22 protein-coding genes and 3 pseudogenes are annotated in these 24,805 nt (G+C 57.0%); 14 read left to right on the top strand and 11 right to left on the bottom strand.

Annotated elements, in window-relative coordinates; translation table 11 throughout:
• Positions 1-157: 157 nt before the first annotated feature.
• From ACRWA7_RS33655 to ACRWA7_RS33630, 6 genes are all read left to right on the top strand, one after another.
• Positions 158-829 carry a heavy metal response regulator transcription factor gene (locus ACRWA7_RS33655; protein ID WP_438397111.1) on the top strand — a complete coding sequence of 224 codons (672 nt, stop codon included), beginning with the start codon at positions 158-160 and terminating at the stop codon, positions 827-829.
• Positions 826-2,250, top strand: a complete 1,425-nt coding sequence (locus ACRWA7_RS33650; RefSeq protein ID WP_438397110.1) for a heavy metal sensor histidine kinase — start codon at positions 826-828, stop codon at positions 2,248-2,250. The genes ACRWA7_RS33655 and ACRWA7_RS33650 overlap by 4 nt, the downstream gene beginning before the upstream one ends.
• On the top strand, positions 2,247-3,209 hold the full coding sequence (locus tag ACRWA7_RS33645) for a cytochrome D1 domain-containing protein (RefSeq protein WP_438397108.1): 963 nt from the start codon (positions 2,247-2,249) through the stop codon (positions 3,207-3,209). Before ACRWA7_RS33650 ends, ACRWA7_RS33645 begins: the two co-directional genes overlap by 4 nt.
• Positions 3,210-3,240: 31 nt before the next feature.
• Entirely contained in the window at positions 3,241-4,479 is a 1,239-nt protein-coding gene (locus tag ACRWA7_RS33640; RefSeq protein WP_438397107.1) for a permease, read from the top strand.
• Between the two features lie 76 nt (positions 4,480-4,555).
• A complete protein-coding gene (gene copM / locus ACRWA7_RS33635; RefSeq protein WP_438397105.1) occupies positions 4,556-4,963 on the top strand; it encodes a CopM family metallochaperone in 408 nt (135 codons plus the stop codon).
• Positions 4,964-6,051: 1,088 nt separating this feature from the next.
• A complete protein-coding gene (locus tag ACRWA7_RS33630) occupies positions 6,052-7,752 on the top strand; it encodes a phage integrase family protein (RefSeq protein ID WP_438397104.1) in 1,701 nt (566 codons plus the stop codon).
• Positions 7,753-7,785: 33 nt separating this feature from the next.
• On the opposite strand, the gene ACRWA7_RS33625 is transcribed toward ACRWA7_RS33630, so the two are convergent.
• The 6 genes from ACRWA7_RS33625 to ACRWA7_RS33600 all read right to left on the bottom strand — a co-directional run bounded on the left by ACRWA7_RS33625 (position 7,786) and on the right by ACRWA7_RS33600 (position 14,241).
• On the bottom strand, positions 7,786-8,448 hold the full coding sequence (locus ACRWA7_RS33625) for a hypothetical protein (RefSeq protein WP_438397103.1): 663 nt from the start codon (positions 8,446-8,448) through the stop codon (positions 7,786-7,788).
• Entirely contained in the window at positions 8,402-9,379 is a 978-nt protein-coding gene (locus ACRWA7_RS33620; protein ID WP_438397101.1) for an AAA family ATPase, read from the bottom strand. The genes ACRWA7_RS33625 and ACRWA7_RS33620 overlap by 47 nt, the downstream gene beginning before the upstream one ends.
• A 27-nt stretch (positions 9,380-9,406) precedes the next feature.
• Entirely contained in the window at positions 9,407-11,434 is a 2,028-nt protein-coding gene (locus ACRWA7_RS33615; protein WP_438397099.1) for an integrase, read from the bottom strand.
• A complete protein-coding gene (locus tag ACRWA7_RS33610; protein ID WP_438397098.1) occupies positions 11,431-11,931 on the bottom strand; it encodes a hypothetical protein in 501 nt (166 codons plus the stop codon). Before ACRWA7_RS33610 ends, ACRWA7_RS33615 begins: the two co-directional genes overlap by 4 nt.
• 643 nt (positions 11,932-12,574) lie before the next feature.
• Positions 12,575-13,069 carry a cupin domain-containing protein gene (locus ACRWA7_RS33605; protein WP_438397096.1) on the bottom strand — a complete coding sequence of 165 codons (495 nt, stop codon included), beginning with the start codon at positions 13,067-13,069 and terminating at the stop codon, positions 12,575-12,577.
• A 50-nt stretch (positions 13,070-13,119) separates the two neighbouring features.
• Positions 13,120-14,241, bottom strand: coding sequence for an alkene reductase (locus tag ACRWA7_RS33600; RefSeq protein ID WP_438397095.1), 1,122 nt, complete (start codon positions 14,239-14,241; stop codon positions 13,120-13,122).
• A 120-nt stretch (positions 14,242-14,361) separates the two neighbouring features.
• On the opposite strand from ACRWA7_RS33600, the gene ACRWA7_RS33595 reads away from it, so the two are divergent.
• Positions 14,362-15,297 carry a LysR substrate-binding domain-containing protein gene (locus tag ACRWA7_RS33595; RefSeq protein WP_438397093.1) on the top strand — a complete coding sequence of 312 codons (936 nt, stop codon included), beginning with the start codon at positions 14,362-14,364 and terminating at the stop codon, positions 15,295-15,297.
• Between the two features lie 344 nt (positions 15,298-15,641).
• On the opposite strand, the gene ACRWA7_RS33590 is transcribed toward ACRWA7_RS33595, so the two are convergent.
• The gene (locus ACRWA7_RS33590; RefSeq protein WP_438397092.1) at positions 15,642-16,370 is read right to left on the bottom strand and encodes an SRPBCC family protein; all 729 of its coding nucleotides are present in this window, start codon (positions 16,368-16,370) and stop codon (positions 15,642-15,644) included.
• A gap of 120 nt (positions 16,371-16,490) precedes the next feature.
• Positions 16,491-17,060 (bottom strand): annotated as a pseudogene (locus ACRWA7_RS33585) (aldo/keto reductase); the annotation flags it as partial.
• A 91-nt stretch (positions 17,061-17,151) separates the two neighbouring features.
• On the opposite strand from ACRWA7_RS33585, the gene ACRWA7_RS33580 reads away from it, so the two are divergent.
• The 5 genes and pseudogenes from ACRWA7_RS33580 (at position 17,152) to ACRWA7_RS33560 (ending at position 21,590) form a co-directional block, all read left to right on the top strand.
• Positions 17,152-18,747: a GMC oxidoreductase gene (locus ACRWA7_RS33580; protein ID WP_438397090.1), complete on the top strand. Its 1,596-nt coding sequence runs from the start codon at positions 17,152-17,154 to the stop codon at positions 18,745-18,747.
• A 22-nt stretch (positions 18,748-18,769) separates the two neighbouring features.
• Entirely contained in the window at positions 18,770-19,267 is a 498-nt protein-coding gene (locus ACRWA7_RS33575; RefSeq protein ID WP_438397089.1) for a DoxX family protein, read from the top strand.
• Positions 19,268-19,291: 24 nt separating this feature from the next.
• Entirely contained in the window at positions 19,292-19,750 is a 459-nt protein-coding gene (locus tag ACRWA7_RS33570; protein WP_438397087.1) for a cupin domain-containing protein, read from the top strand.
• 10 nt (positions 19,751-19,760) lie between these two features.
• A pseudogene (locus ACRWA7_RS33565) lies at positions 19,761-20,676 on the top strand (SMP-30/gluconolactonase/LRE family protein).
• Positions 20,673-21,590 carry a VOC family protein gene (locus ACRWA7_RS33560; RefSeq protein ID WP_438397085.1) on the top strand — a complete coding sequence of 306 codons (918 nt, stop codon included), beginning with the start codon at positions 20,673-20,675 and terminating at the stop codon, positions 21,588-21,590. Before ACRWA7_RS33565 ends, ACRWA7_RS33560 begins: the two are co-directional and overlap by 4 nt.
• A 90-nt stretch (positions 21,591-21,680) precedes the next feature.
• On the opposite strand, the gene ACRWA7_RS33555 is transcribed toward ACRWA7_RS33560, so the two are convergent.
• The gene (locus ACRWA7_RS33555; protein WP_438397083.1) at positions 21,681-21,962 is read right to left on the bottom strand and encodes a helix-turn-helix domain-containing protein; all 282 of its coding nucleotides are present in this window, start codon (positions 21,960-21,962) and stop codon (positions 21,681-21,683) included.
• A gap of 373 nt (positions 21,963-22,335) precedes the next feature.
• On the opposite strand from ACRWA7_RS33555, the gene ACRWA7_RS33550 reads away from it, so the two are divergent.
• Positions 22,336-22,671, top strand: a complete 336-nt coding sequence (locus ACRWA7_RS33550; RefSeq protein WP_438397082.1) for an HdeA/HdeB family chaperone — start codon at positions 22,336-22,338, stop codon at positions 22,669-22,671.
• A gap of 120 nt (positions 22,672-22,791) precedes the next feature.
• Entirely contained in the window at positions 22,792-23,424 is a 633-nt protein-coding gene (gene petA / locus ACRWA7_RS33545; protein ID WP_438397080.1) for a ubiquinol-cytochrome c reductase iron-sulfur subunit, read from the top strand.
• Positions 23,425-23,600: 176 nt separating this feature from the next.
• Here the strand turns inward: petA and ACRWA7_RS33540 are convergent, their stop codons facing one another.
• Both ACRWA7_RS33540 and ACRWA7_RS33535 read right to left on the bottom strand, forming a co-directional pair.
• Entirely contained in the window at positions 23,601-23,936 is a 336-nt protein-coding gene (locus ACRWA7_RS33540) for a hypothetical protein (protein ID WP_438397079.1), read from the bottom strand.
• Between the two features lie 210 nt (positions 23,937-24,146).
• Positions 24,147-24,350 (bottom strand): annotated as a pseudogene (locus tag ACRWA7_RS33535) (transposase domain-containing protein); the annotation flags it as partial.
• Between the last annotated feature and the right edge of the window lie 455 nt (positions 24,351-24,805).

Here is a 24,805-nt window from a genome sequence, read left to right as displayed (position 1 = left end):
ACAGGACATTACCAACACCCCCATGACGAGACAATGGCTCCAAGATGACCGTTCAGTCATCCATGCATCGAACATGGCAAAAATGTCATTTTGCCGCCATCTTATTGATCGCTCTAAATTGCTACCCTGTCCGCAACACTAAAATAAGAGGCTCAGTATGCGCATACTTATCGTCGAGGATGAGCAGAAAATGACGTCGTATCTGCACAAGGGTCTGACCGAAGCGAGCTTTAACGTTGACATCGCAAGCAATGGCAAAGACGGTCTTTTCCTCGCGCTGCACGAAGACTTCGATGTAATGGTGCTGGACGTCATGCTTCCCGAGATGGATGGCTTCGAGGTGCTGCGGCGTCTTCGGGAGCAAAAGTCCACCCCTGTGCTACTGCTCACTGCGCGCGACACCGTCGAAGACAAGGTAAAAGGGCTGGAGCTTGGCGCTGACGACTACTTGTCGAAACCATTTGCCTACGCCGAATTTCTGGCTCGCATCAGGTCGCTCCTGCGACGCTCGCCACGCGGCGCTCGCGACGTCATCATGATTGCCGACCTCGAGATCGAGCTCTTCAAGCGCCGTGCGAGACGAGGCAACACGCGCATTGACTTGACCGCGCAAGAATTCGCGCTCCTTCAACTATTGGCCGAGCGTCAGGGCGAGGTGCTCACGCGTACCTTCATCACGTCGCAGCTCTGGGACATGAACTTCGACAGCGACACCAATGTCGTCGATGTCGCGGTCAAACGACTCCGGGCAAAGGTAGACACACCCTTTGAGCGCAAACTGTTGCACACAGTTCGCGGAATGGGATACGTCTTAGAGGAACGCACATGAACACCACCGGCCGGCACTATTCGCTTTCCGGCCGCCTCGCGCTCGCATTCCTGGTGGTCGCTGCCGCCGTGTTCGCGCTCATAGGCGCATTTTTATATAGTTCCCTCGATACCGAACTTCAGCGTCGCGACGACATCGAGATTGATGGCAAGCTCAATCAGTTCGCACAACTTGCACGCGACGCCAACACGGTCGCAGGGGTGCATGGCGCCCAGACCATGTTTCACGAAATCTTGCTCTCCCATCCTGGCGTCTACCTGACCATCCTGGACCAATCTGGCAAAATCGTTGCCAACCACTCCGAGACACCCGGGGCAAACCTTCCCTCTGCATATGGCTCGCGAATCGCGCAGCGCGTGCCGTACGCCTGCCGCCCATTTCAGATTGGCGCCGCGCGTTGTGTTTTTGCCGACGAAACCCTCCCCTCAGGTGAGGACATCCGCATTCTTTTGGCGAGAAGCGCATCGGACCGTGACTCGCTTCTCCGAAGCTACCGCCTCGACATCTTGTTCGCAGCCGCCGCCGGCTCCGTTTTGGTTGGATTTCTCGGGTACGGCGTCGCGCGCCGCGGACTTACCCCGGTTAAGAGCATCGGGCGACAAACTTCACGCATTGAAGCCGACAATTTGAGTGAGCGATTGAATGTCGAAGGTGGACCACTTGAGCTGACGGACATCGCTGTATCGGTCAACCGGATGCTGGACCGCCTTGAGCGCGCTTTTACGCGACTATCGCAATTCTCGTCGGACCTGGCGCACGACATGAGAACGCCACTCGCGAACGTCATCAGCTCTTCGCAAATCACATTATCAAAGACGCGCAGCATCGAGGAATACGAGACGCTTATCGACTCGAATATCGAGGAATGCGAACGCTTGCAACGCATGATTGAGAATATGCTCTTTCTCGCGCGAACCGACAACGTCAAGCAAGCAGTCAAGGTGACGGCGCTTGACGTCCAATCGGAATTTCAGCGGCTCGCCTCATATTTTCAAGGTATGGCTGAAGAAAGCCGACATGCCATTGGCATTGAAGCCAGCGGCATCGTATATGCAGACACGACCTTGTTTCGCCGCGCGGTCAGCAACCTCGTGAGCAACGCGCTGGACCATGCAGCTCCCGATTCAGTCATTTCGCTAAAGGCTGATGAGCTGCCAAACGCAACGGTGATCTCCGTGAGCAATGTCGGCGTAGCAATTTCCGAAGCGCACATGGAAAAAATCTTCGACCGCTTTTATCGCATTGACCCGTCGCGCCATGAGTCCGGAAAGAACTCCGGACTGGGCCTTGCAATCGTCAAGTCCATTATGGAGTTGCATCGCGGCAAGGTCGACCTGACAAGTCATAACGGACTGACCACGTTCACATTGTTATTTCCGAAATCCAGCTCTGCTGTGTTTCAAGAGGCTATCACCACATGAAGACCCTATTCTTGCTGACGCTCTCCGCGCTCGTCTGTTCGACCGCGGCCCACGCTGAACTTGTGACTGTGCTGAATTCGTCTGACGCCAACGTTAGCTTTATTGACATGGCTAGCCAAAAAGTGACCGACACCCTCCCCGTCGGCAAAGAGCCTCACCACCTGATGGCGAGCCCAGATAACAAGTCGCTCATCGTGGCCAATTCAATAAGCAACAGCTTGGTGCTCCTTGACCCAAGAACTGGAAAAGTTCAGCGCTGGATTGAGGGTATCGAAGACCCTTATCAACTCGGATTCTCGTACGACAAAAAGTGGTTCGTCACGGCGGGACTCCGGCTGAATCGGGTTGACATCTACCACTACGACGGAAGCAACTTTGCAATCGCTAAGCGTGTACCCCTAGCGGACACGCCAAGCCACCTCGCATTCACAAAGGACAATAAAACTGTCTTCGTCACGCTGCAGGAATCCGACGAACTCGCGGCGCTTGACCTTGATACGCAAACCGTCAAGTGGAAGATGAAGGTTGGCAAGGCGCCGGCTGGTCTTTTCTTCACGCCCGACGACAAGTACCTTTTGGTTGGCATGACAGGCGCCGATTACGTGGCCGTCGTCGACTGGCGTACGCAAAAGGTCATCAATACTATTCACACAGACCGGGGAGCCCACAACTTCCGGTCGATGGCCGATGGACGCCGTGTACTCGTTACCAATCGCGTAGGGAGCACCATCAGCGTTGTCGACCTTCAGTCGCTCACGGTGCTGAACACGATTACAGGGCTCCTGCCGGGCCCCGATGACATGGAACTGACACCGGATAAGCGATACCTCTGGGTCACCTTCCGCTTCACTCGATTCGTCGGTGTGATTGACCTGCAGACAATGAAGCTGGTCAACACCATTCACGTTGGAAAGTCTCCGCACGGCATTTACTTCCCCGATCGCGCACCGCTTGGTTGAATGTAATCGCCTATAGGTCAAGGAGAACGAGATGAGCGTCTTGATGGCAATCGGTCACGCGCTGTGGATGTCTTTCACGATGTTCTGGGACATCTTCTGGGGCCTCTGCCTGGGTTTTCTGTTCTCGGCGATTATCGAGGTCGCGATTTCGAAAGGCGAGATGTCGCTGCTGCTGCCTGATGACAAGGCAAAATCGATAGTGAAGGCGAGTGCGTTGGGTGCGGCTTCGTCGTCGTGCTCCTATGCAGCCGTCGCGATGGCGCGTTCCATTGTCCGCAAGGGCGGAGATTTTACGGCTGCTATGGCGTTCCAATTTGCGGCCACCAACCTGGTGCTAGAACTGGGAGTGCTGATGTGGGTGTTGATTTCCTGGCACTTTGCAGCCGCCGAGTTCATTGGCGGTCCAATCATGATTGCGGTCTTAGTCTTGCTCTTTCGCTTGACTCTCAAAGATTCACTGAAGAAGTCTGCTCTCGAACAAGCTGAAAAGGGTATCGCAGGTTCAATGGAAGGCCATGCAGCGATGTCAATGGGCGAGCAAAGTGGCACTTGGAAGGACCGTTTGTCCAAAGCGGGCTGGGTCAACATCAGCCATTCGTTTGTGATGAATTGGGCCATGCTGTGGCGTGACATCGGCATTGGCCTGCTCGTTGCGGGTGCGCTGGGCGCCTGGGTGCCAAACGAATTCTGGAAAGCGTTCTTTTTGGTGGACCATCCCGTCGCGGCGATGATTTGGGGCGCATTTGTCGGACCGTTTATCGCGGTAATCTCCTTCACTTGCTCGGTCGGTAATGTTCCGCTTGCGGCCGTCCTATGGAACGGCGGCATCAGCTTTGGGGGGGTTGCGGCCTTCATCTTTGGCGACCTCATCATCCCACCCATCCTGAACATTTACCGGAAATACTACGGTGGCAGGATGACATGGTACATGCTCGTGACCTTCTACATTGCGATGGTAGTGGCCGCGCTCGCGGTCGAACTCATTTTTGGCGTTGCCAGTCTGATTCCTCATCAGCGCAATGTCAGCATTCTGACCGAGACCATTACCTTCAACTACACGACGGTTCTGAACATCATCTTCGCGGCCGTTAGCGCCGTGCTTGTGCTCGTGTTCTTTAAGAGCGGTGGTCCGGAAATGATGAAGATGATGAACAAAGGTGGTCGCGACCGTGGCGGCCATAATCACGCTCAGAATAACGGCCACGATGCGGCCCCTTCAAGCAGTGCTTCAGCCTCTAACGAGCATCACGGGCACCGCAATCATCAGTAGCAGAAAGCAGTTCTGTCGAAAGCCAAAAGCCTCACATTTCCGATAGTCCACCCGCCACTTACTTATAGAGGTTGTCGTGAAAAATAATTCTTCTCTCAAAACCGTCGTGCTGAGCATCGCCGTCGCTATCGGCTCGTTAAGCGCCATCCCCTCACAAGGTCAAACCCCGGCGAGCGGGGCGATGGCTGGAATGTCGATGGGCAAGGACGCGGCTGGTTCAAGCAAGAGTCCCTCCACCGACGCTTTCATGTCTGGTCGACAAACCATGATGCAACGCATGGACATACCGCTCTCGGGCGACGCAGACAAAGATTTCATCGCCGGGATGATTCCACATCACCAGGGTGCAATCGACATGGCACAGGTAGAACTGAAATATGGCAAGGACCCGGAGGCGCGAAAACTGGCGCAAAACATCATTTCGGAACAGGAGAAGGAAATTGGCGTCATGCAACAGTGGCAGATCAAGCACGACGCTAAGTAATTGGTTGGGAGTGAGCTGCGTTCAGGAGATGTTGCAAACGGATTGCGCGCGGTCGGCGAGCCCGACAGTCGTGTTAGCCGACATGGCGATTGGCCCAACGAGATTTCGTTGTTTCAGCGCGGCTTAATCGCCTTCACCCGGAGGCCTTGCTTCGGAGGTTTATCCCAGCTTTTGCAGCAGCCACAATCTGTGTCTTTTAGACGGTCAGCCCTGCCGCAGAATTTGCTCGCCATCGTGGCACTGAAAAGGCGGTGGAACAACGTCAAGGCAGGACAATAAAAGGTTTCATTTGACCCCACGCTAGCAACCGAAAGTGCGGACCGACGAACACTTGTTGTACTTGTTGGGGACAAATTTCGAGTCTGCATGCTCGTATTCTGTCGCCATGCCTGACGATGATATGTGCCGATCGGTTTTCAAATCCGAGGCGCGCGGCGAGGGGTCATCCACATGACCGAATGGTCATCTCGCGGCCACTGCCGGTTCATTGAGCAAGAAGCAAAATGGCTTTGAGCGCCGAAATGCGGCGCGTTAAAAAGTCATGGAGAATAAAGATGAAAATTTTTCTGCTCACCGTTAGCGCGTTTGCCACGATGGTTTCTTCTACACATGCGTTTGCTGACGGCGACCACCATTATCCGGACGCTAATTCCCAGAGGTACAACTCATCGAGCCGGAACGCTGCCTCAAGCAAGGACACCACCTCAAGCACGAACACCACCAATAGACAGGTCAGTACCGCGATTAGGAAAGAAGAGAGCGAAGCATGCCAGAATGGGCGAACCATAGCGTCTAACTGTTAACGGCTAAGACGCGAGATGTCGACAGTTTGCGAACACAGAATCCCAGTCATTGCCAATTTAAGGCTGCGGCAGCGCCGAAAGAACCTGAGTTTGCGGACTGAGTGCGTACCTCCTCACGACCCGCAAGCAACCTAAACTATGCAATTGTAGAGATGGAAGCTGAGGAGTTAGTCTTTAAGGCACAAATAGAGCGTTCTAAGCTGGTGCTCGTGTTCGAATAAATTGACGCTGTTGCGATAATCCTTCTTATCGCGTTAGCTGTATTTCTGACCTAAACTGGCGTTTATGAAATCGCGCTTAGCCCAATCGTCCGCGCCCGATTCCTCATCGGCCTCGTTTCCCGATGCAGATCGGCTCGCTGCGCTGCGCGGTTGGTATGCGGGACTGTCCTCCCGGGCGGCAGTGGACCGTTACTTACCGAATGATCGGGTTATCGGTGCGTCTGCACGCAGTCTTATTGGCAGCATTCGGCATCAACTGATTGAATTCGCCCGACAGCGCCAGCGTAGCGATCTAGGTGCACTCCTAGAGCACGCCGTCGGCGAGCGGATGACTAGAGCCAGCGCGGTCGCGCACGCGATCGAGCTGTTGCGCGCACTCCCTGTTCCGCAGCCGCAAATCGCAGACAACGTCAGTCTGTGGCTAACGCCACGTGCGGCGCGTGTGCTGCGCAACCACGGCATCCGGACGCTGGCTGACTTGACCCTGCGAGTACCGCGCAGGCGAGGCTGGTGGCGCGCAATAACCGGGCTCGGACAAACAAGCGCCCGAAAGATCGAGGCGTTTTTCGAGTCCCATCCTCAACTGACGGAACGCGCACGGGCGCTAATTGCCGTGTCCTCGCCTACCAATGTTGTCCCCTGGGAGAGGTTGCAATTGCCACATGAGGTCGACGGGTCACGCGGCAGTTTCCGGGCACCGCAGAACGCATGCATCCTCGACGCGACAAACGATCATGAGGCTGTGCAGGCGTGGCTCGCTTTGCACGAGACGCCGGCGACGCAGCGCGCCTATCGAAAAGAGGCAGAACGTCTGATCCTCTGGGCCATCGTCGAACGGAGCCGTGCGCTTTCGTCCCTCACGACGGAAGACGCGATCACTTTCCGCAGCTTTCTGCGTCGGCCCACGCCACGCGATCGGTGGGTTGGACCGCCCCGACCACGTCACGCCCCCGACTGGCGCCCATTTGTGGGTTGCCTTTCAGCGAGGTCCGCCGCGTATGCGCTGTCGGTACTCGGCGCGCTATTTCGCTGGCTGATCGAGCAGCGCTACGTGCTGGCCAACCCCTTTGCCGGGGTTAAGGTTCGAGCGCGTACTCGCGTCGTCCCCCTTGACGGTTCTCGCCACTTTAATGAGCCGGAATGGTTGCTGGTGCGCATGATCGCAGATGGCCTCGAATGGTCGTATGGCTGGGAGGCGCCCGCCGCGCAGCGGGTTCGCTTCATGCTCGACTTCGCATACGCCACAGGCCTGCGCGTAAGCGAGCTTGTTGGCGCATCGCTCCGAGACATCCGTGTTGACGAACATGGCGATCACTGGCTACATCTGATCGGCAAAGGAAGCCGGCTTGGCACGGTGGCGTTGCCTCCGTTAGCCCGCTCGGCGCTCGATCATTATCTTTTGCAGCGCCAACTGCCTGTTACACGGGTACGTTGGGATCCTTCGACGCCGCTGATTGCCCGCAACGAACAGGACAGCATGACCGGGATTAGCGGCTCACGGCTATGGATCGTGATGCGTCGCTTCTTTACGCTGGCCGGCGATGTCATCGGCACGGACAATCCTGCGCTGGCCGAAAAACTTCGGCGCGCCAGCCCCCACTGGATGCGGCATACCCATGCATCTCATGCTTTGGCACGCGGGGCGGAACTCACCACCGTGCGTGACAATCTTCGGCATGCCTCGATTGCAACCACGTCGATCTACCTGCACAGCGACGAGGTGAAACGCGCTCGGCAGATCGGCGCTGCGTTTGGCAAGCGATGAAAGTAGCGAAACGTCCGACTGAGCAGCGCTGCATCACGTTAAGTACCGCTCGAAATACCGCCGAGTGATCGCGACTCTTTCGCTTTTGTCCATCGGTCGTCGCTTTAGAATGGAAAACACGTTGTAGCTGTAGCCAGCGCGACAGTACGAACAACGGAACGGCGTCTCGAGAAATCTCGCGCTCAGCACGCACTGGGCCTCAAAACCGCAGCGCCGGCACGCGGTTTCCAAGGGCCTTTGATGAGCCGGGCAGACAACCTCCGTCTCCAACTGATGCAGCACGCTATGATACCCACGCATCACACATTTCCTGCAGTATCGGAAAATGGTGCAATAACGACGGCGCGGCGCCCCAATGAACAGGGAGGCACGTAGCGCCTTCGGCGACATCAGCAGCGTGTCGCATACACGCCGAATATCGATTGACTCCGCCAGTGGCGCCACGCCTTCGTACGGGTCGGCGTCAGCACTTAACTGACGGGCGACGATGTATCCTGGCAAACCGTTCGCTTGGCCAAACTTCCATAGGATCGACACTAGCGACTCACAAGGATCGAGCCATTTGGTGCTGAATGCGTAGCCCAACGCCGGCGTGAGCTTGCGCTCGTCGAGCGAAAGGATCGGAAACCGTAGCGGCGAACTTGCCGCTTTACGCGGTGATGAGGACGCGACCGGTAGCATGACGAGACTGAACATAGCCGCAATGCTGGACCGCATGGGACCAAAAAGCTTCCTCTGGGCAATAACCTCGGCTATCGCGCACTTCGCTCTCCTTCAACAAAATCTCTACGGCACGGACGAATGATTCCATCGGAATTTCCAATCGCCCGGGCAAGTTAGCCTTATGATGCGCGGTTTCAAACGCACGCCATAGCACGTGCGCGTCGCTCACCAGCCGGTATCCAGAATCAAACGCCTGCGGAAGATAGAAGCGGGTGAATGTCCATGCGCTGCCTTCCGGATAGGTGGTCTCGTCGTAGCCGAGGAGGCACGTTGCAACGTCCTCAGCGTTTCGGATGCCATAAAACGGTAGTTCCTCCACCATAAGCCGCGAGACGATCTGAGTCTTGCCCGTAATCTGCAAACTTGTTTTCTGCGCGAGCAGTTCCTCCTGACCGACAAGGAAGGTGAACAGCTTGATCTGCTGACGATCGAGCGCGTCGTGTACGTCTCGGAGCCACTCGTATTCGTTCTCGTTGTAACGCTGCGCCTCGTCGCAGAAGAGCAAGACGGTTCCGCTGCCAGCGCGGGCTGCCGCCTCCCGGATTTTGGCGGTCAGCCGCATCCGCTTGGCGGGGTTGCTGCCCGCGTTAGGCTCTGGGTGCCTGACGGCTTCGAGGAGGTTGGCGAAGAATGGCCCTTCGGCATGTCGCGGTTTGTGCTCGCATTGTGCGTGGTAGCTGGTGACCTTCGGATAATTGCGAGCGAACAGCAGTCGCACGTATTCGATCGAACGGGTCTTGCCGATTCGCGATGGGCCATAGATGAGTGCGCCCATGATTCGATATCGCAGACAACGACTGACCAAATCGTAAAACTCCTGGATCGCCGGCGTTGCAATCCGATAATTGCCGGTGGCTAGTGGATGCAATGAAGGATCAATCGGACGCGGAACCTGGAGCGACATGTTGTACCTCCCGAAATAAGCAGTCGACTAGAAGACCTGGCCTGTACCGATCGACAACTTGCGTGGCCGAGCCGGCGCTTGTTGCGTGGACGGCATGTCTGCTGTGCTAGCTTTACTGCTCCCCGACGTTCCGCAGTCCGCGGCGGATGCGATCGTCGGCGCATCACCACGCGTGCTTCTGATTGGCCGACGTGGACCTGCAGGGGTTCGCGCGGTTGGCGCGTCCGCTAAAACCCGCACCACTTGCGCCAGTTCGGTCGCCGCCTTGCGCGTCTTTTTCGCCTCTGCGAACTTCGCCTTTACGTATGCTTCGATCGGGTTTGCATCGCCCGCGTGCTGAGGACGCCGGCTTCCGCGCAACTTCCGGATTTCTTGTCGCAATTTGAGGTTGTGTGGCACAACTCGCCACGCTCCCTGCGCGTCAAGTATCCCCAACTCAGTGCCGTCCGCGAGAAACGCTCGCACGCATCGCAAGTCGTCCGCGTTCATATAGACAAGCAAATGGCGGCCAATCAAATGTGTGCCGGTTGCGAGCACATAATTGGTATAGCGCACGCCGTGCAAGTTAATGTGTGGTCGTATTCCGCGATCTAGATAGGCGCGCACCCGACAGCGACGAGCCGATTGCATCAGGCACAACGTGCGGCGATGATGCTCGACCAGCCATGTCACAAGCGTTTGTCTACCGCGGATGAAATATTCCATCGCTTCGAGCGGCGTGACGTTGTTCAACCCATTGTGCGGCGTGCCGTTGTAGCTCGCCATCGTGTATTCGACAAGCTCTTCAAGTTCGTCGAACGACACGAATAGCCGAAGGTCCCCCTTCGGGTCGCCCAGTGCACGGCGGAGGTCTTTTGGGTGAGAACCTGTATAACCGGGCATTCGCGACGAAAGCCGACTTGCTATCGTCCCGAAAAATCGTTCGATGTAGGGCCGTTCGTCTGGACTGTATTTCGGCCCGGCATCTACGCAGCAGCCGACAAACTCGCACAACGCACTGAGCGTTTCATTGGCAAGATTCGCCTTCGCATTGTCCAGCTTCATCCACTCCCACGTCACATAAGCGAGTTCCAATAGTCGCCCAGAGGGGAATCCATCGTGCGCGCCGTAAGCAAGACCAGAAATCGTGAAAGAACGCGGGCGGTGCGGCTCAAGCGCCTTCTCAATCGTCTTGACGACGTCATAGCGGCTATATTCGCGGGCGAGCACCAAGTGATGGCCCAACACAGCGCGCGTGCAGACATCGATAATCACCAGCAACCACACCCGTTCGATTTCGAATTCGTGTTCAAACCCAAGCGGATCGCGCACGACCACCTTGAGACGAATATCCAGGCGATGCCCGTCGAACTCCACGACTTGGTAAGGCCGAGTTGCGACCGGCGCCGATCGATCATTGGGCTCTTGTGGAAGCCCTTTCAGATGTGACGCACCCGCCGAATGCGCCGCGACGCTAAAGCGGCGGAGCATCTCAGCCTTTACGCGTACGGAGAGTGAGCGAATCGCACGACCGGCGGTATCGAACGGATAATCCGCTGCCGTTAGCCCCACTGCTCGGCACTGGTTGAGAAATTCGTCGTGCAACGACGTAAGTCCGCGAAGGCGAGTTCGTAATTGGCCGTCGGTGTGAATCTGTTCTAGCATCACGCGCCGGCGCTTAACCTGAAGTTGCAACCACACCGAGAGCGTCGGAAAGCGTTCAAATAGCTGAGAAAGTGCACCGGCTGTACCGCGGGAACCTCGTTCGCCACGAACAATCACCGGGCTGATGCGCACGTATTCGTTAATACGCACCCGGGCGATTAGCGCCCGATATCCGTAGATACGTCCATCAGCATGAAGCGCCAAGGCGCGTTCCAGCCATCGATAAAGCTGCCGCCGGTTAACGCCCGTCGAGCGCTCGATGTTCGTGACTGATTCGCCGCGAGCGTAGCCCTCGATTGCCTGCATTCTTGTCCGAAAAACGCGTCGCTCCGTTTCGTCAAACTCGGTGTATGCGACGGTCGGCCAGAGCGTCACGTCAAGCGCTTCGAACTCAGGCTTGCGGCGGTTCATGATGTTGCGTCAACCGGCGCGAAGGGAGTGAGCAATGACAGCGCTTCAGTATGCAGGTCGGGAGCGCTCAAGCGTCCCGCGTGAAGCAAAGCGAAAATTGCCGCTCGCACAAGTGTGGGGTCCCCTGTTGAGAACTCTCGCTCAATCGTAATGAGCTGCTGGGGACGATCAATGAAGCGCTCGATGCCATCCAGCAATGAAATCGGAAGGAGGCCTCGCGTCGCGACAATGCAGGGGAGCATCCGCCGCCAGTTATCGATCCAGACGCGAGCGGCGGCAAGCTCGGCGTGCTGGACGCAGCGAACCGAAAAACATAATGCTTTGAGATCAGCGTCCGTTTCGCTCTTGTCGCTCGCAACCGAATTTGCCAGGACAAGCAATTCTTCGCGGTCGCCGCTCTTTACCCAAAAATCCGCCAGATAGCGACGGCCGTCGATCAGCACGAAGGCGGGACGTTCGCAGAACGTGCTGATCGACGAGTCCGATTCGATCAGCACCCACTGATCCAGCGCGCCGCGATGATGCAAGGTAAGCCGACGCGCTAGCTTCGGGCTGAAGACTTCAAAGCGGTGTGCGCCGCGCGGACGAGCAACCGCGATCGGCTTCGAAATGTACGGAGGATTTTCCATAAGATCAAGACCTTACGGACGGGATTTGAATTCTAGGACGCGAATTGACGTATTTAATGCGGACTTATGCGAATTGACGTTTTTATTTCGTTTGGAGTGGAAATAATACTGTCAACACAGGCTACCAACCCCATGTGTGACGGGCATTCTGTGTTGACAGGATCATTGCGGTCCACGCAATTGCAGTCGGATCCGAATGGCCCAAATATCCTCGAGCTTCAGCGGCGACTTATGCCCGTTTGAGTTGCCTTTATTCAACGGCACACGCGCCGTGGCGTTGCTGGCTGTCGTTTCCATAAAAACTCCCCTTTCAGGCGAAGAGAAAGTTAGTCTGTGCCAACTGCCAACTGCCAACTGCCAATGGGCAATACTCGACCCCGCAAAGGACCTCCGAATGTCGAGATCAGATGAACAGAATTCGTCGGTAACCAGCCATCCTGCATGCACACGACCGTGGGCATATGCGCCACCGCAGGCCTGAGCAATCTGTCGTGGCAACAACACCCACCCCTCATTCTGGCTGCCAGAACTCCAGCGTATGCTTCCGACCGATCTCGCCGACGCGGTGCATGGTTTCCTCAGGCGTGAGGGCGCTCCATTGCGGAGCTTCGCGCTGTACAGTGTCGAAGAAATGCTGGTGACTGACTGATGCGATATCGAGCAGCGTCGCCTGCTCATTCGTTGCATTGCGTATGCCATGGTCGCTGCTTGCGGCAACCATCACGGAGTCACCCGCACCTAATGTGTACGTGTTGGCATTCGGCCCGTCGAAAAGCGTGAACTCGACCTCGCCGGACAAGATGTAGAAAACCTCCGCATAGCGGTGCTGGTGTCTCGGGATGCTTTCCTGCGCCGACAAGCTCTGCACGGCAACGGTGAAGGTGTTCTCAGTGTCCTCGCCGCGTGCTTTCCAGACGAGATGCGCGCCAAGCACGTCGAACCGTTTTCCTTCGGCCGCGCGGACAACATGCGAGGGCGCAGGGCCGGGAGTGGATTCCATCATCATTGCTCCTTGGTAAGCGTTGGGCATTGCAGAAACAGGTGTCGTGTTAAGTGTCAAGTGCCAGCACTACGGTCGCGCTCGGCAAGCGGGTAGTCGATGTACCCGCGCGCACCGCCTTGGTAGTAGGTTTTGGAATCCGACGGTGAAAGCGGTAATTCATGGCGCAGGCGCTCGACCAAATCCGGATTCCCGATGAACGGCGTCGCGAAAGAGACGAGATCGGCCGCCTCCGAGCGAACGGCGGCATCGGCGACATTGCGATCGAAGCCGCCATTGGCGACCAGGGTCCCACGAAAACGTGCCCGATAATACGCAACCGTATCTTGCAAGGCCGCCACGGGCGTTCCGTGGAGGTTTTCCCGCGCTCTCACGATCTGCAAGTGCGATAGGGAAAGTCCGTTCAAGCCGTCCACAAGATAATCGTAAGTTGATGGCGTTTCATGGGTTGGACCGAAACCGCCCATCGCAAATGTTGGCGCGAGCTTGATGCCGACGCGGCCCGGTCCCCATTCGGCAATCATCGCCTCGAGGACTTGAAACACGATGCGCGCCCGGTTTGCGGCATTGCCGCCGTATGCATCGGTGCGGCGGTTTAACGCGCTGTTGAGGAATTCAGGCAGCAGGTACGTAGTCGCGCAATGCAGTTCGACACCGTCGAATCCGGCGAGCTTTGCATTGCGCGCCGCTATCCGGTAGTCATCGACTGTCGCGTGAATTTCCTCGGTGGACATTGCACGCGGGGTGACGGTGTCTTTGAAGCCTCCCGGTGTGAACGACCGCAAGCCGGGATTGATCGCTGAAGGCGCGAGCGGCAAGTCACCGTCGAAGAAGTCGGGATGCGAAACCGCGCCCGAATGGGCGAGCTGCGCGAATATTCGCCCGCCTTCGGCGTGGACCGCGTCGGTGACGGCACGCCACCCCGCAAGCTGTTCGCTCGTGAACAGGCCTGGCACGTTAACGAAACCAATCGCGCGCTGACTAACCCATACGGCTTCGCTCATCAAAAGTCCCGCCGACGCACGCTGCCGGTAGTACTCGACATGGAGCGGCGTCGGCACCAGCCCGGCATTGCTTGAGCGTCCGCGCGTCATTGATGCCATGACGATGCGATTTCGTAACTCGATCGCACCGAAGCGGACCGGTGTGAAAAGGGAGGGAATTGCTGGGGACGGCATGGCTCGATGTCCTTCTCTTACGATTCTACGCAATGCGGGTGCAGTGCAAGCCACCATCCTTCCATTATTCGGTTTTTAATGGTAGTAAGCTAAACCAACTAAGTTTTATCCGAAAATAAAATGAATGATCGATTTCTGTCTATGTATGTGTTCGCATGCGTTGCACGCGCCGGCAGTTTTTCAGGCGCTGCAAGGGAGTTGGGAATGTCGCAGCCGAGCGTGTCGCGCATCGTCAGCGAATTAGAGCGGCGCGTGGGAGCCGCACTACTGACGCGTACCACACGCGCAGTCACGCTGACAGAAGCTGGTTGGGGGTACTTGGAGCGCGCCGAAGCGATCCTCGTGGCAGTGGACGAAGCGGACCACGCCGCACGCGGTAGCGGCGAGCTGCGCGGGCTGCTGCGTGTTGCGATGTCCACGTCGTTTGCGATTCGGGCAATCCTGCCTGCACTTAGTCGCTTCACGGACGCGCATCCGGCGTTGCGCGTCGAGTTCGTGCTCGCCGACCACCGGCAGGATCTTGTCAGCGGATCGGTTGACCTAGCCGTACGGATCGGCCCCTTGGCCGATTCCACCAATGCGGTGGCCCGCAAGCTCGCCGTGACACCACGCGTGCTCGCTGCTTCGCGCGCTTACCTTGCTAAAACAGGTACGCCGGATACGCCCGACGATCTGTCGCGCCACGCGCTGATCCTCGGGCCCGCGGGCCGTGGGCCGGACGCGTGGACATTCAGCAAGGACGGCGGCACCACATCGGTTCGTATGAAAGCGCGCTTCGTGCTCAACAGCAATGAAGCGGCGGTCGCTGCTGCACTCGCTGGGCTCGGTATCGTTTCGTCGGGCTTGCTTGGCTGCGCCGAAGAGCTAAAAAACGGCACGTTGCTCAGGGTGCTCAGCGGCTGGGACATCGGATCGGGCGATATCCACGTTATTCTGCCGGCGGGCCGGGCGGCCAAACCGTCCGCGCGCGCGTTCGCAGATTTCGTCGCGTCCGAATTTGTCGATTCGACCCCCAATGGACGGCTGTCAACGGGGCCGACCATGTCGGGTGATTAGACGGCTCCCGACAGGCGACATTGCGCAGGGTAGACCACGCGGTCGCACCTAAATAATGTAGAACTCCAATTCCCAGTCAGCACTGTTCGTAATGCGAACGATCGCGGACAATGAAAATTGCAAGTCGAGTGCTAGTTTATGGTGGGCATTTGTCCGACATTGATCGGCAGAACCCGACCCTCGACGGCCGCTTGACTTTCTCGACAGCGGACATTCGCAACGGGCGCGTAGCACGACGGAAACCGAGTCTCGCCAAACAAAAATGCAGTTCGTGGACGACCATTTTTAAGAAACGATCCCTCAGTCACGCCGCACCTCCGTTTCCGGTTCATGCACGCTCGAACTTAATCGCCTTCCGACACCCACTTAAGGGTGGCCAGCCACAGATCATGACCTCGGTGCATCAAGGCTTCATCGGTCTCTCGCAACCTGGTGGCATCGGCTCCTTTGCCAACCTCGTCCATCACTACAAGGCAGCCACCGCCCTGCGGTTTCAGATACCAGGTGTGATAAAAGCTCGGGGCGGCGCCGGGCGCATAGCCGTACCAGCCTATTCTTGAGTAAGGCGTGTATTCTTTAATCTTACTTTCCAGACGCAAGCCGAATGTTGTCCACCGGAACACGCTTTTCGCTCCCAGCGCTGACGTCTTCGGACCACCGGTTTGCCCCATGATCTGCACGTCGTGTGAATTTGGATACCACTTGGGCCAGTCATTCGCGTCGACGATTTGGTCCCACACGCGCTCGCAAGATGCGTCGATGTGAATCTCGTTATGCGAAAAAAGATCGGCGTTCGCTGGCTCGAAACCTTTGGGCCAGTGAATTTCGGTGGAGCGCTTTGTGAGGTCGTCACTCATGGTCCTTGCGGGAGAGTGACTCGCTGCTGCCGTTGCGGTCTGCTGATCGATGGCAGATGCGCTGCCCGGCAGTGCGCCAAAAATCAAAAGTACTGCAGCGGAGACGGCCGCCGCGATTAGCCTGTTCAAAATTGACCGGCCAACGTGGAACATTTGTGATTTTACCTTCTCGTCCACACCGTCGAATTCCACGTGTGTTACTTGATTGGATGACATTTTCCTAGCTCCTGCTCAGGGCAGCATCGCACTTTCTAGCTAAGCGTCGATGCGCCGGGTACCGGGTTGAATCGAGTCCATTCGATTCAGGAAGGTTGCACGCCCTGGAGCGGCATGTGTTCATTCCGCGTCCCAATCCGGCTCGAATGGCGGCCGTACATAGCGTTGATCCTTGGGCAAGGCGGCAATTTTCTGACGGTCTTCGTCGTCGAGAATTAGACGGGTTGCGTTGAGGTTCGACTGCTGGCTTTCGAGTCGCTGCGCTTTGGGAATTGCGACGACACCATCCTGTTCCAGCAACCAGGCTAGCGCCACCTGCGCGGCGCTAGCGCCGTGCTTTTTGCCTATTCGCTCAAGCGTTTCATCTTTTGTGGCACGCCCTTGAGCGAGAGGTGCGTACGCGACCAACGGAATGCCTTGACTTCGGAGGTATGCCAGCATCGCGGATTGATCGAGAAACGGGTGGTATTCCAATTGCAGCGCCGCGATTGGCGCACCCACGATACTCACTGCTTCGCGGATCATCGGCAGGTTAAAGTTGCATACGCCAATCGCTCGGGTTCGGCCCTCCTCCCGTAACGCGGCCAGCGCTTCCATCGCCGCCGCCATATTCATATCTCTTGCGGGCCAATGCACCATGTACAGATCGACGTAGTCAAGCTTCAGCTTGGTCATCGATACGCTCCCGGCTTACTAAACGCCCACAGGTTTGCTTCTTGCGGAATGAGAGCCGTGGTAACGCCGGGACGCTTGCTGTTGACCGATCACCGGCGTTCACCTAATGATCGACAAGGAACCCATGAGCCACTACGACGTCATCGTGATTGGAAGCGGCCCGGGAGGCGCATCGCTCGCGCAGAAGCTTGCCTCCACGGGTAAGCGAATTCTTTTGCTCGAACGTGGTGACTACCTGAAGCGCGAACCAGCGAATTGGGATTCGAAAACGGTGTTCGTCGACGGCATGTATCAGACTCGAGAAACTTGGTATGGCAGCGATGGCAGCAAGTTTCAGCCTGGGCTGCACTACTACGTTGGCGGAAATTCGAAGGTCTACGGCGCGGCGCTATTTAGGCTGCGGGAACGCGATTTCGAAGTAGTGCACCATAAGGACGGCATATCGCCAGCGTGGCCGCTCACGTACGCCGATTTCGAGCCGTACTACGCGCAAGCGGAGCGCCTATTCCACGTCCACGGACAACGGGGTGAAGATCCTTGCGAACCCCCTGCAAGTACCCCGTTCCCTTATCCTGCCGTGTCCCACGAGCCCCGCATTCAGTCCCTCAACGACTCGTTGCTTAAAGCGGGATTGCATCCGTTTCATCTGCCGCTCGGCATCCTTCTCGACGAAAAGGACGGCAAGGTCACGCCGACAAGCACGTGCATTCGCTGCGATGCATTCGACGGCTTCCCGTGTTTGCTCAACGGTAAGGCGGACGCGCAGGTGATGTGCGTCGATCCGGCGCTGGCGGCGTACCCGAACCTCACGCTGATGACGGGGGCGTACGTGAGCCGGCTTGAAACCAACGCGTCCGGGCGGACTGTAACGGGGGTATGCGTACAGCGCGCGGGCATGGAAGAGCGCTATACCGCCGCCATCGTCGTGGTCGCGTGCGGGGCGTTGTCTTCCGCGCTCTTACTGTTGCGCTCCGACAATGACAAACACCCTCGCGGCCTGGCAAATGGCTCCGACCAGGTGGGCCGCAATTATATGCGTCATAACCAGTCGATACTCATGGCGCTCATGCGCGAGGCGAACGACACGGTCTTCCAAAAGACGCTCGCGATCAGCGACTTTTATTTCGGCGCGGACGATTGGGAATATCCGCTCGGTTTGATCCAAATGTGTGCAACCTCGCACGCCGACCAGATCCGGGGAGAGGCGCTGCCGGGCTGGCTCGAATGGCTCCCGGAAATGCCATTCGAAACCATGGCGCGTCATTCGATGGACTTTTGGTTGTCGACGGAAGACCTGCCGCGTCCCGAGAATCGCATCCGCTACGACGGCGAGCGCGTCGTGCTCGATATCGAGGAAGGCAACATGGAAGCCCATCACCGTTTGAAGAAGAAACTCGAAACACTCCTCGCCGATGCGGGCGCTCATGCGACGATGATGGAACGCAAGCTGTACCTGGGAAAGAATATCCCCATCGGCGGGACAGCTCACCAGGCGGGTACGCTGCGCTTCGGCACCGATCCGGCCACATCGGTGCTCGATATGAATTGCAAGGCGCACGAACTCGACAATCTTTATGTCACCGACGCAAGCTTCTTTCCATCGATTGGCGCAGTCAATCCGACCTTGACGATCATCGCCAACGCGCTGCGTGTCGCTGACCATATCGGCGTGCGCTTGGGCGTGACGCCGGTGGCCGCATGACGCTCGCCCAAAAGGATTGAACGTGAATTTTCTCAATCTAATTGCCATCCCGTTGATCGCCCGGTTCTGTCTCGTGATCATGTTTCCGTTCAGCGCCTTCGACAAGATCGTCCACTGGAAGGAAGCGATGCAGCAGGCTACGTCATCCTTCCTTCCTGGCGGCGCCGTACTGATCGTGATCGCCATCGTCGTGGAGTTCTTAACGCCCGTTTGCATCGTGATCGGCTGGCACGACCGGCTGGCGGCGTTCGTGCTTGCGGGATTTTGTGCCGTCACCGCCCTCCTTTATCACCCGTTCTGGAAGTACCCGCACTTCTGGTCCAAACCCGGAGAAGGACGAAGCCACTTCTGGGATTTCCTGAAGAACTTCGGTCTGGTCGGCGGGCTGCTCTTGCTCGTGATCGGCGGGATACCGGTGAGCGCATCGTCGGTGCTGAATCATCCGTTATCCTCAGCACCGTATGCAGGCGCTGCGTCCATGCCGTCGTCATCCGGTTCTGCGAGCAATGCGCAGCCCTGACCCCTCTATTTCGTGAGAATCTTCATGTCATCCTCCGAATCGAAAGACTCGTCCCCGAGAATCGGCTACTGGCACTTATGGACGGACGACGCAGGCGTGAGTCATCAAGTGCGCTGCGAGCTCGATAAGTTCGATCTGAAGGGCGTAGGCAACGCGGCGCCGCAATGGAACGACAAACAGGAGCGCTCGGACGCGACTGTCGTTTTTACGGTGCAGCCCGTGGGCTGGGTCGGTGAATGGCACGAGAATCCGTCGCCGCAGTGGATCGTTCCTCTGTCCGGGCGATGGTGGGTCGAGTCCATGGACGGCACGCGTATTGAAATGGGTCCGGGCGATCTGTCGCTGGGAGAGGACCAGGGCAGCGCCGACGGTGCCGATGGCCGCAAGGGTCATCGCTCGGGCACGATTGGCGATGAGCCGGCCGTCCTCATGACCGTTCAATTGCACGTCGATCCGGTCCATCGCCCGGGACACTTCCGGTAGCCGGTGACGCATGACTACGCGCCCGGAGGTGGAAATCATAAACCCGTGTTTTAAGCGGATGGTCCTCCCCAACGCGCCACTCGAATTGCTGGCCGGCGGCTTTCGATGGCTTGAAGGACCGGTCTGGTTCGCGGATCAGGAGTGCCTGTTATTCAGCGATTTGCCCAACGATCGCATTATGCGCTGGACACCGGACGGCGGTATCAGCGTGTTCAGGCAACCGTCTGGATTCGCCAATGGACATACGCGCGATCTGCAAGGGCGGCTGATCGGATGTTCTCATCGAGACCGTTGCATTTACCCGTACCGAACTGGATGGACGCGTCGTCGTGCTGGTGGATCGCTACGAAGGAAAGCGCTTGAATTCGCCTAACGATGTGATCGTCAAGAGCGACGGGACAATCTGGTTTTCCGATCCGCCGTACGGCATCCAGACGGACTACGAGGGCGGCAAGCAGGGGTCGGAGCGTCCCGCTTGCGTGTATCGGCTGATACCCGATACGGGAGAACTCAGCGTCGTCTCGGAGCGATTCGCGGGACCCAACGGCTTGTGTTTCTCACCCGACGAAACGCGCCTCTACGTCTGTGAAAGTGGCCTGCAATTCGATCCAGCACCGGTGCAACACATCGCCTTGCTGGAAGTCTGCGTCGACGGCGCATCGCTTGGCGAGCCGCGTATCTTTCATAAGATCGATCCTGGCTTTGCCGATGGTATCCGGTGCGATGAGGACGGCAACGTGTGGTCGAGTGCAGCGGACGGCGTGCACTGCATTGCACCGTCAGGCGAATTGATCGGGAAGATCCGTGTCCCCTACGCCGTGTCCAATCTGACGTTTGGCGGACGTAATCGAAGCCGCTTGTTTATCTGCGCGTCGCATTCGTTGTTTGCGATCTATACCAACCAGCGAGGAGCCCAGCGCCCATGACATCTGCGCTCGTCACCCAGATCATACGAATCAGCCGAAATGTCGTGGACCTTGAGCGTAGCACTCTGTTCTACCGGGATCGCCTCGACTTTCAATTAAACGGCCCGGCATTTTATATGGAACGCTTGCTTGCGGCTGAACTCGGGATGGGCGCATGTAATGTCAAGGTACAGCGTTTAAGCCTCGGCAACGAGGAGCTTGAACTTGTCGAGGCTGGTCCGAACGCGCGCCCCTATCCGTCGCCAAGCACCTCGGCAGATCTTGCATTTCAACATCTGGCCCTACGTTGCGCGAACATCGATACCGCGCTCAAGCGGCTTTACTGTGAAGACAGCATCTCTGCTCGCCCAAAGGCGATTTCGCGCAGTCCCGATTCATATCCGGCGCCGGTCCGTCTTCCTGATAGCAGCGGCGGCGTTACCGCGTTCAAGTTTCGCGACCCGGATGGCCACCCGCTCGAATTGCTGCAGCCTGCCGCCGAAGGCGGCCAATCTGAAGTCCGAGCCGGGATCGACCATACCGCGATCTCCGTATCCAGCGCACCGTCGAGCATGGCTTTTTATACGGCCTTGCTGGACCTGATCATGAGCGCATATCAAACCAATTCTGGAAGCGAGCAAGGATCATTGGACGATCTCGATCACCCGATAGTCGACGTCGTCTCTTTGCAAACGGCATCGGTCGCGTCACCGCATCTTGAGTTGCTCGCGTATCGACACCCAGTTGCGTCAGCAACCCACGCGCTGGCAGAATCCACCGACATTGCCAGCGACAGAATCGTCATCCAATGCAGCGACGTGAGCAGGCTTGCAACGAACCTGGGAATGGCGTCGCGACTTATCCGAGCGCCTTCTGGAGAATTGAGCTTCTTGTTTCAAGATCCCGATGGGCATTTTTTTTGGGCGATCGAGTAGGTGTTTAGAGATGCCGAACGGATCAAAAATGCAACTGCGCGCACAGTTACGGCGCGTAACCGGGTTTAGGAGATCGCAATGTCCAGAGCGCTAACTAGCGAACCGTTCGGTCTCAAATCCCAGGCACAGCCAGAATGCGTCGACGCTCAGCAATCGCGAAAGTCGTCGGTATGCTATTCGCCCCGGTGCGGTAATGCCGGCACGCCAGTAAGAGATATCTTGTGTTGTCACGCCGATCTGCCTGGCTGCCTGCGCGGACGACATATTATTTTGCTTCAGAGAGCGGTCCAGTCGAGCCGCAAATGCCCGACGCCCGGCACGATGCGAGAGTCTATCCTCGAACAGCAAATCTGCGCTGATATGTAAAGCCATTTCAGTCCTTTCAATGCTTCTACGATTCTTAGAGCCGCAGCACGCTACAGCTCACATCGGGCTACTTCACTACACCCGCTATCACCACCCTAGCCGCTCAGTCTTAACATGCGCTTAATCTGCAGCAGGTCGAGATGCTGGTGTAAACCATAGCCTGCTCGGCAGTTGATGATTTTGGCATTGGCGCCTCTCGCATAAGCTTGATTTAAGAATGCCGACCTAATCTAATTAGGTCGACGCCCCCTTAACAATTGCTAACGTATGTCCAATACACGTTAAATAGGGCACGGGAAATCTTTTCCTTCACAAAGGCTTATCTCGGATGACTGGCGTCCTTATGCGAGTCAACTAACTCTTAAATTAGGATTACATGATGAAATTAACTCCCGTTCTCCTCGCCCTCTGCGGTGCGGTCTTGGCCAGTACCGCAGTCGCACAAACACCCAAAGAGGTCTCTCCGTCTAAAATGAAATGCAACGAGTTTGTAACGACGGATGAAGCCTATCGGCCAGCTCTTGTCTATTGGGTAGCCGGCGTCGACAAGCTGGGCGTCAGCGAAAAAGACAGGTTAATCCTCGATACCGCACACCCCGTCGATGAAATCATAACCGAGTGCAAGAAGACGCCTGACGCGCTTTTTATGAACAAGGTTCGCCAGATGTATCGTAATAAACAAATCACCTTAAACAAGACCTATGCTCATAACTGAGAACCGCTTGCGGTTGGCGCGTGTTGATGCTTAGTGCACCCTACGCGCTGACTCGTCCCGCATACGCTTTGCGATTCACCCGCGTTCCCCTCATTCAGGTTAACTGAGAGGTATGAAATCATGGACCACGTTGTTGAAAACTCGCTGCTACGCTGCGACGATACGAACCGGCGGCGGTGGTTGATTGCTACCTCAATTTTAGGCGGTGCGGGAGGCATCGCAACGGTCGTCCCATTTGTCGACTCGTTCGCACCTTCAGAGAAAGCGCGCGCTGCAGGTGCTTCGGTGTCCGTTGACCTGAGTCAGATCGCCCCTGGCACAATGACGACCGTTGCCTGGCGCGGTATGCCCGTATTCGTCGTGAATCGCACTGAGCGGATGCTGAAGGAGGTCGTAGCAGCGAATGAAATGGTCCTCGACCCATTCAGCACGCATCCATTTACGATGCCACTGCCAACTTACTGTACTAACCAATATCGCTCGCGTGTCGCCCACCCGAATTTCCTGGTCGTGATGGGCGTTTGCACCCACCTCGGTTGTACACCAAGCCAACGGTTCCAAAGCGGTCCTCAACCCAATCTGCCAAATGACTGGCCCGGCGGATTCTTGTGCCCTTGCCACGGATCGACCTACGATCTCGCGGGTCGGGTATTTAAAAATAAACCCGCTCCACAAAACCTCGACGTGCCGCGCTTCCAGTTTGATTCACCCGAGCAGCTGTCGATCGGTAAGGACGAGCACGGAGAAGCCTGAAACCGTTTTACACATCCGTGCTGCAAGCGCGTCGCTAAAAGAGGGAAGCACTTTCGTCAAATTCGTTTGACGTGATAGTGACGCAGATCCACCGCCGGATTGCAAACCCGCGCCATCCCGATCCGCAGCGTGTCGGTGGCTACCGTCTTGGGCCGGACCGTCTGCCATCATGCGTATCATTTGGGGACCGCCGGTTTAAAAAATACGATGCTCAGGGCGATGAACACGACCCCGCAAATAATATCGAGTATCGACGTGTAGTTAAATTTGATTGCTGTGCTCACGAGGGCTGTACGATGCTCTTGCGGCGACCACCCTAGCGCCTTGAGGAGAGTTTCCACAACAATCGCTGCAGCGACAATCGAAATGTAAAAAGTGACCGCCAAGATGAGTTGTACAAACCGAGACGACTGCTGTAGCCCGAACACCCCATAGTGTCGTTCACCAACTTCCACAGAATGAAAACCCACGCGCTGCTTGGGTAATTCGGCACCCGGTACTGATAGAAACACATCCTTTCCGGTATCGGCCCAAATCTTCCGACAAACGCGCCCCAAATCATCGCCGCCACTGGATGGTCAACCACGACTACTCGACTCCTGGCTCAGAGCGGTACCACTCATCGAGCCGAGGAGCCGCCCCACAGTAAGGGCCCGGCGAACCCAATGGTCGGCAGCCGACCTCAGTCTGCTGTTGAAGCTTAGACTGCCAGAGATGCGGCAACGGCTAAGCCGGCTGGCGGGCTGAGTAGGGAGGCATCTCAGGATGTCTTTCAGATAGGCATAGGGAGCGTGCCCATTAAGCTTCGCCAACTAGATAAGACTCATCACGGCGGCCTGACGCCGGCCCGCGCGAGCTGAACCCGCGAAGAGCCAGTTTCCCCTCCTAACGGCAATCGGCCTTATTTGGTTTTCGCACTCGTTATGCCGACTCCCCGCGGATTTTGGGGAAGGCGAACGCTCGTTTCGGTGAAGTCGAACAAGTGTCATCGGCACCCGTAAATTGATACACCGTCGGCGTTAAAGAGTTGATACACCTCGACGAAGGGATAATAGCCGCTTTAAGCGGCGATGATCTCGTACGAGGGATACATGCAGTTCAGGATATTGCACTAGCAGGGCAAGAGCCTGTGTGCCATTGCTTGTGAGGTTGGCTGTTCCCGCATGGTGTGACGTGCAGTTGTTGATGAGTAAAGAGGTTGGACCTGCGCCGACGAATGCTCGCTCATGTTGTTGGGATGAACGGGACTAAGAAGTCCGGATATCCGCTGTACGAATGGAGCCTTTGGCGCGCGTCTTTCATCAGGGACTACTGTCGCTACGACAGTAACAATGTCCGTTTGTAGACGCGCCGTCCATATACCTCGAACTCGTAGCAACCG

Origin of the sequence: Caballeronia sp. DA-9, from assembly GCF_051615025.1 — a bacterium.
In the GTDB taxonomy this organism is placed as follows: Bacteria; Pseudomonadota; Gammaproteobacteria; order Burkholderiales; family Burkholderiaceae; genus Caballeronia; species Caballeronia sordidicola.
The sequence above is the reverse complement of the archived record's forward strand: the minus strand, read 5'-3'. Positions and strand labels throughout refer to the sequence as shown.

What these genes read in the sequence shown, in the direction of transcription:
- ACRWA7_RS33650 (WP_438397110.1), top strand. Translation starts at nt 826, where the DNA reads ATGAACACCACCGGCCGGCACTATTCGCTTTCCGGCCGCCTCGCGCTC.
- ACRWA7_RS33625 (WP_438397103.1), bottom strand. Translation starts at nt 8,448, where the DNA reads ATGTTCAGTCTCGTCATGCTACCGGTCGCGTCCTCATCACCGCGTAAA.
- ACRWA7_RS33595 (WP_438397093.1), top strand. Translation starts at nt 14,362, where the DNA reads ATGAATGATCGATTTCTGTCTATGTATGTGTTCGCATGCGTTGCACGC.
- ACRWA7_RS33605 (WP_438397096.1), bottom strand. Translation starts at nt 13,069, where the DNA reads ATGATGATGGAATCCACTCCCGGCCCTGCGCCCTCGCATGTTGTCCGC.
- ACRWA7_RS33645 (WP_438397108.1), top strand. Translation starts at nt 2,247, where the DNA reads ATGAAGACCCTATTCTTGCTGACGCTCTCCGCGCTCGTCTGTTCGACC.
- ACRWA7_RS33655 (WP_438397111.1), top strand. Translation starts at nt 158, where the DNA reads ATGCGCATACTTATCGTCGAGGATGAGCAGAAAATGACGTCGTATCTG.
- ACRWA7_RS33590 (WP_438397092.1), bottom strand. Translation starts at nt 16,370, where the DNA reads ATGTCATCCAATCAAGTAACACACGTGGAATTCGACGGTGTGGACGAG.
- ACRWA7_RS33550 (WP_438397082.1), top strand. Translation starts at nt 22,336, where the DNA reads ATGAAATTAACTCCCGTTCTCCTCGCCCTCTGCGGTGCGGTCTTGGCC.
- ACRWA7_RS33600 (WP_438397095.1), bottom strand. Translation starts at nt 14,241, where the DNA reads ATGCCGTCCCCAGCAATTCCCTCCCTTTTCACACCGGTCCGCTTCGGT.
- ACRWA7_RS33640 (WP_438397107.1), top strand. Translation starts at nt 3,241, where the DNA reads ATGAGCGTCTTGATGGCAATCGGTCACGCGCTGTGGATGTCTTTCACG.
- ACRWA7_RS33580 (WP_438397090.1), top strand. Translation starts at nt 17,152, where the DNA reads ATGATCGACAAGGAACCCATGAGCCACTACGACGTCATCGTGATTGGA.
- ACRWA7_RS33560 (WP_438397085.1), top strand. Translation starts at nt 20,673, where the DNA reads ATGACATCTGCGCTCGTCACCCAGATCATACGAATCAGCCGAAATGTC.
- ACRWA7_RS33615 (WP_438397099.1), bottom strand. Translation starts at nt 11,434, where the DNA reads ATGAACCGCCGCAAGCCTGAGTTCGAAGCGCTTGACGTGACGCTCTGG.
- ACRWA7_RS33630 (WP_438397104.1), top strand. Translation starts at nt 6,052, where the DNA reads ATGAAATCGCGCTTAGCCCAATCGTCCGCGCCCGATTCCTCATCGGCC.
- ACRWA7_RS33570 (WP_438397087.1), top strand. Translation starts at nt 19,292, where the DNA reads ATGTCATCCTCCGAATCGAAAGACTCGTCCCCGAGAATCGGCTACTGG.
- ACRWA7_RS33620 (WP_438397101.1), bottom strand. Translation starts at nt 9,379, where the DNA reads ATGTCGCTCCAGGTTCCGCGTCCGATTGATCCTTCATTGCATCCACTA.
- ACRWA7_RS33555 (WP_438397083.1), bottom strand. Translation starts at nt 21,962, where the DNA reads ATGGCTTTACATATCAGCGCAGATTTGCTGTTCGAGGATAGACTCTCG.
- petA (WP_438397080.1), top strand. Translation starts at nt 22,792, where the DNA reads ATGGACCACGTTGTTGAAAACTCGCTGCTACGCTGCGACGATACGAAC.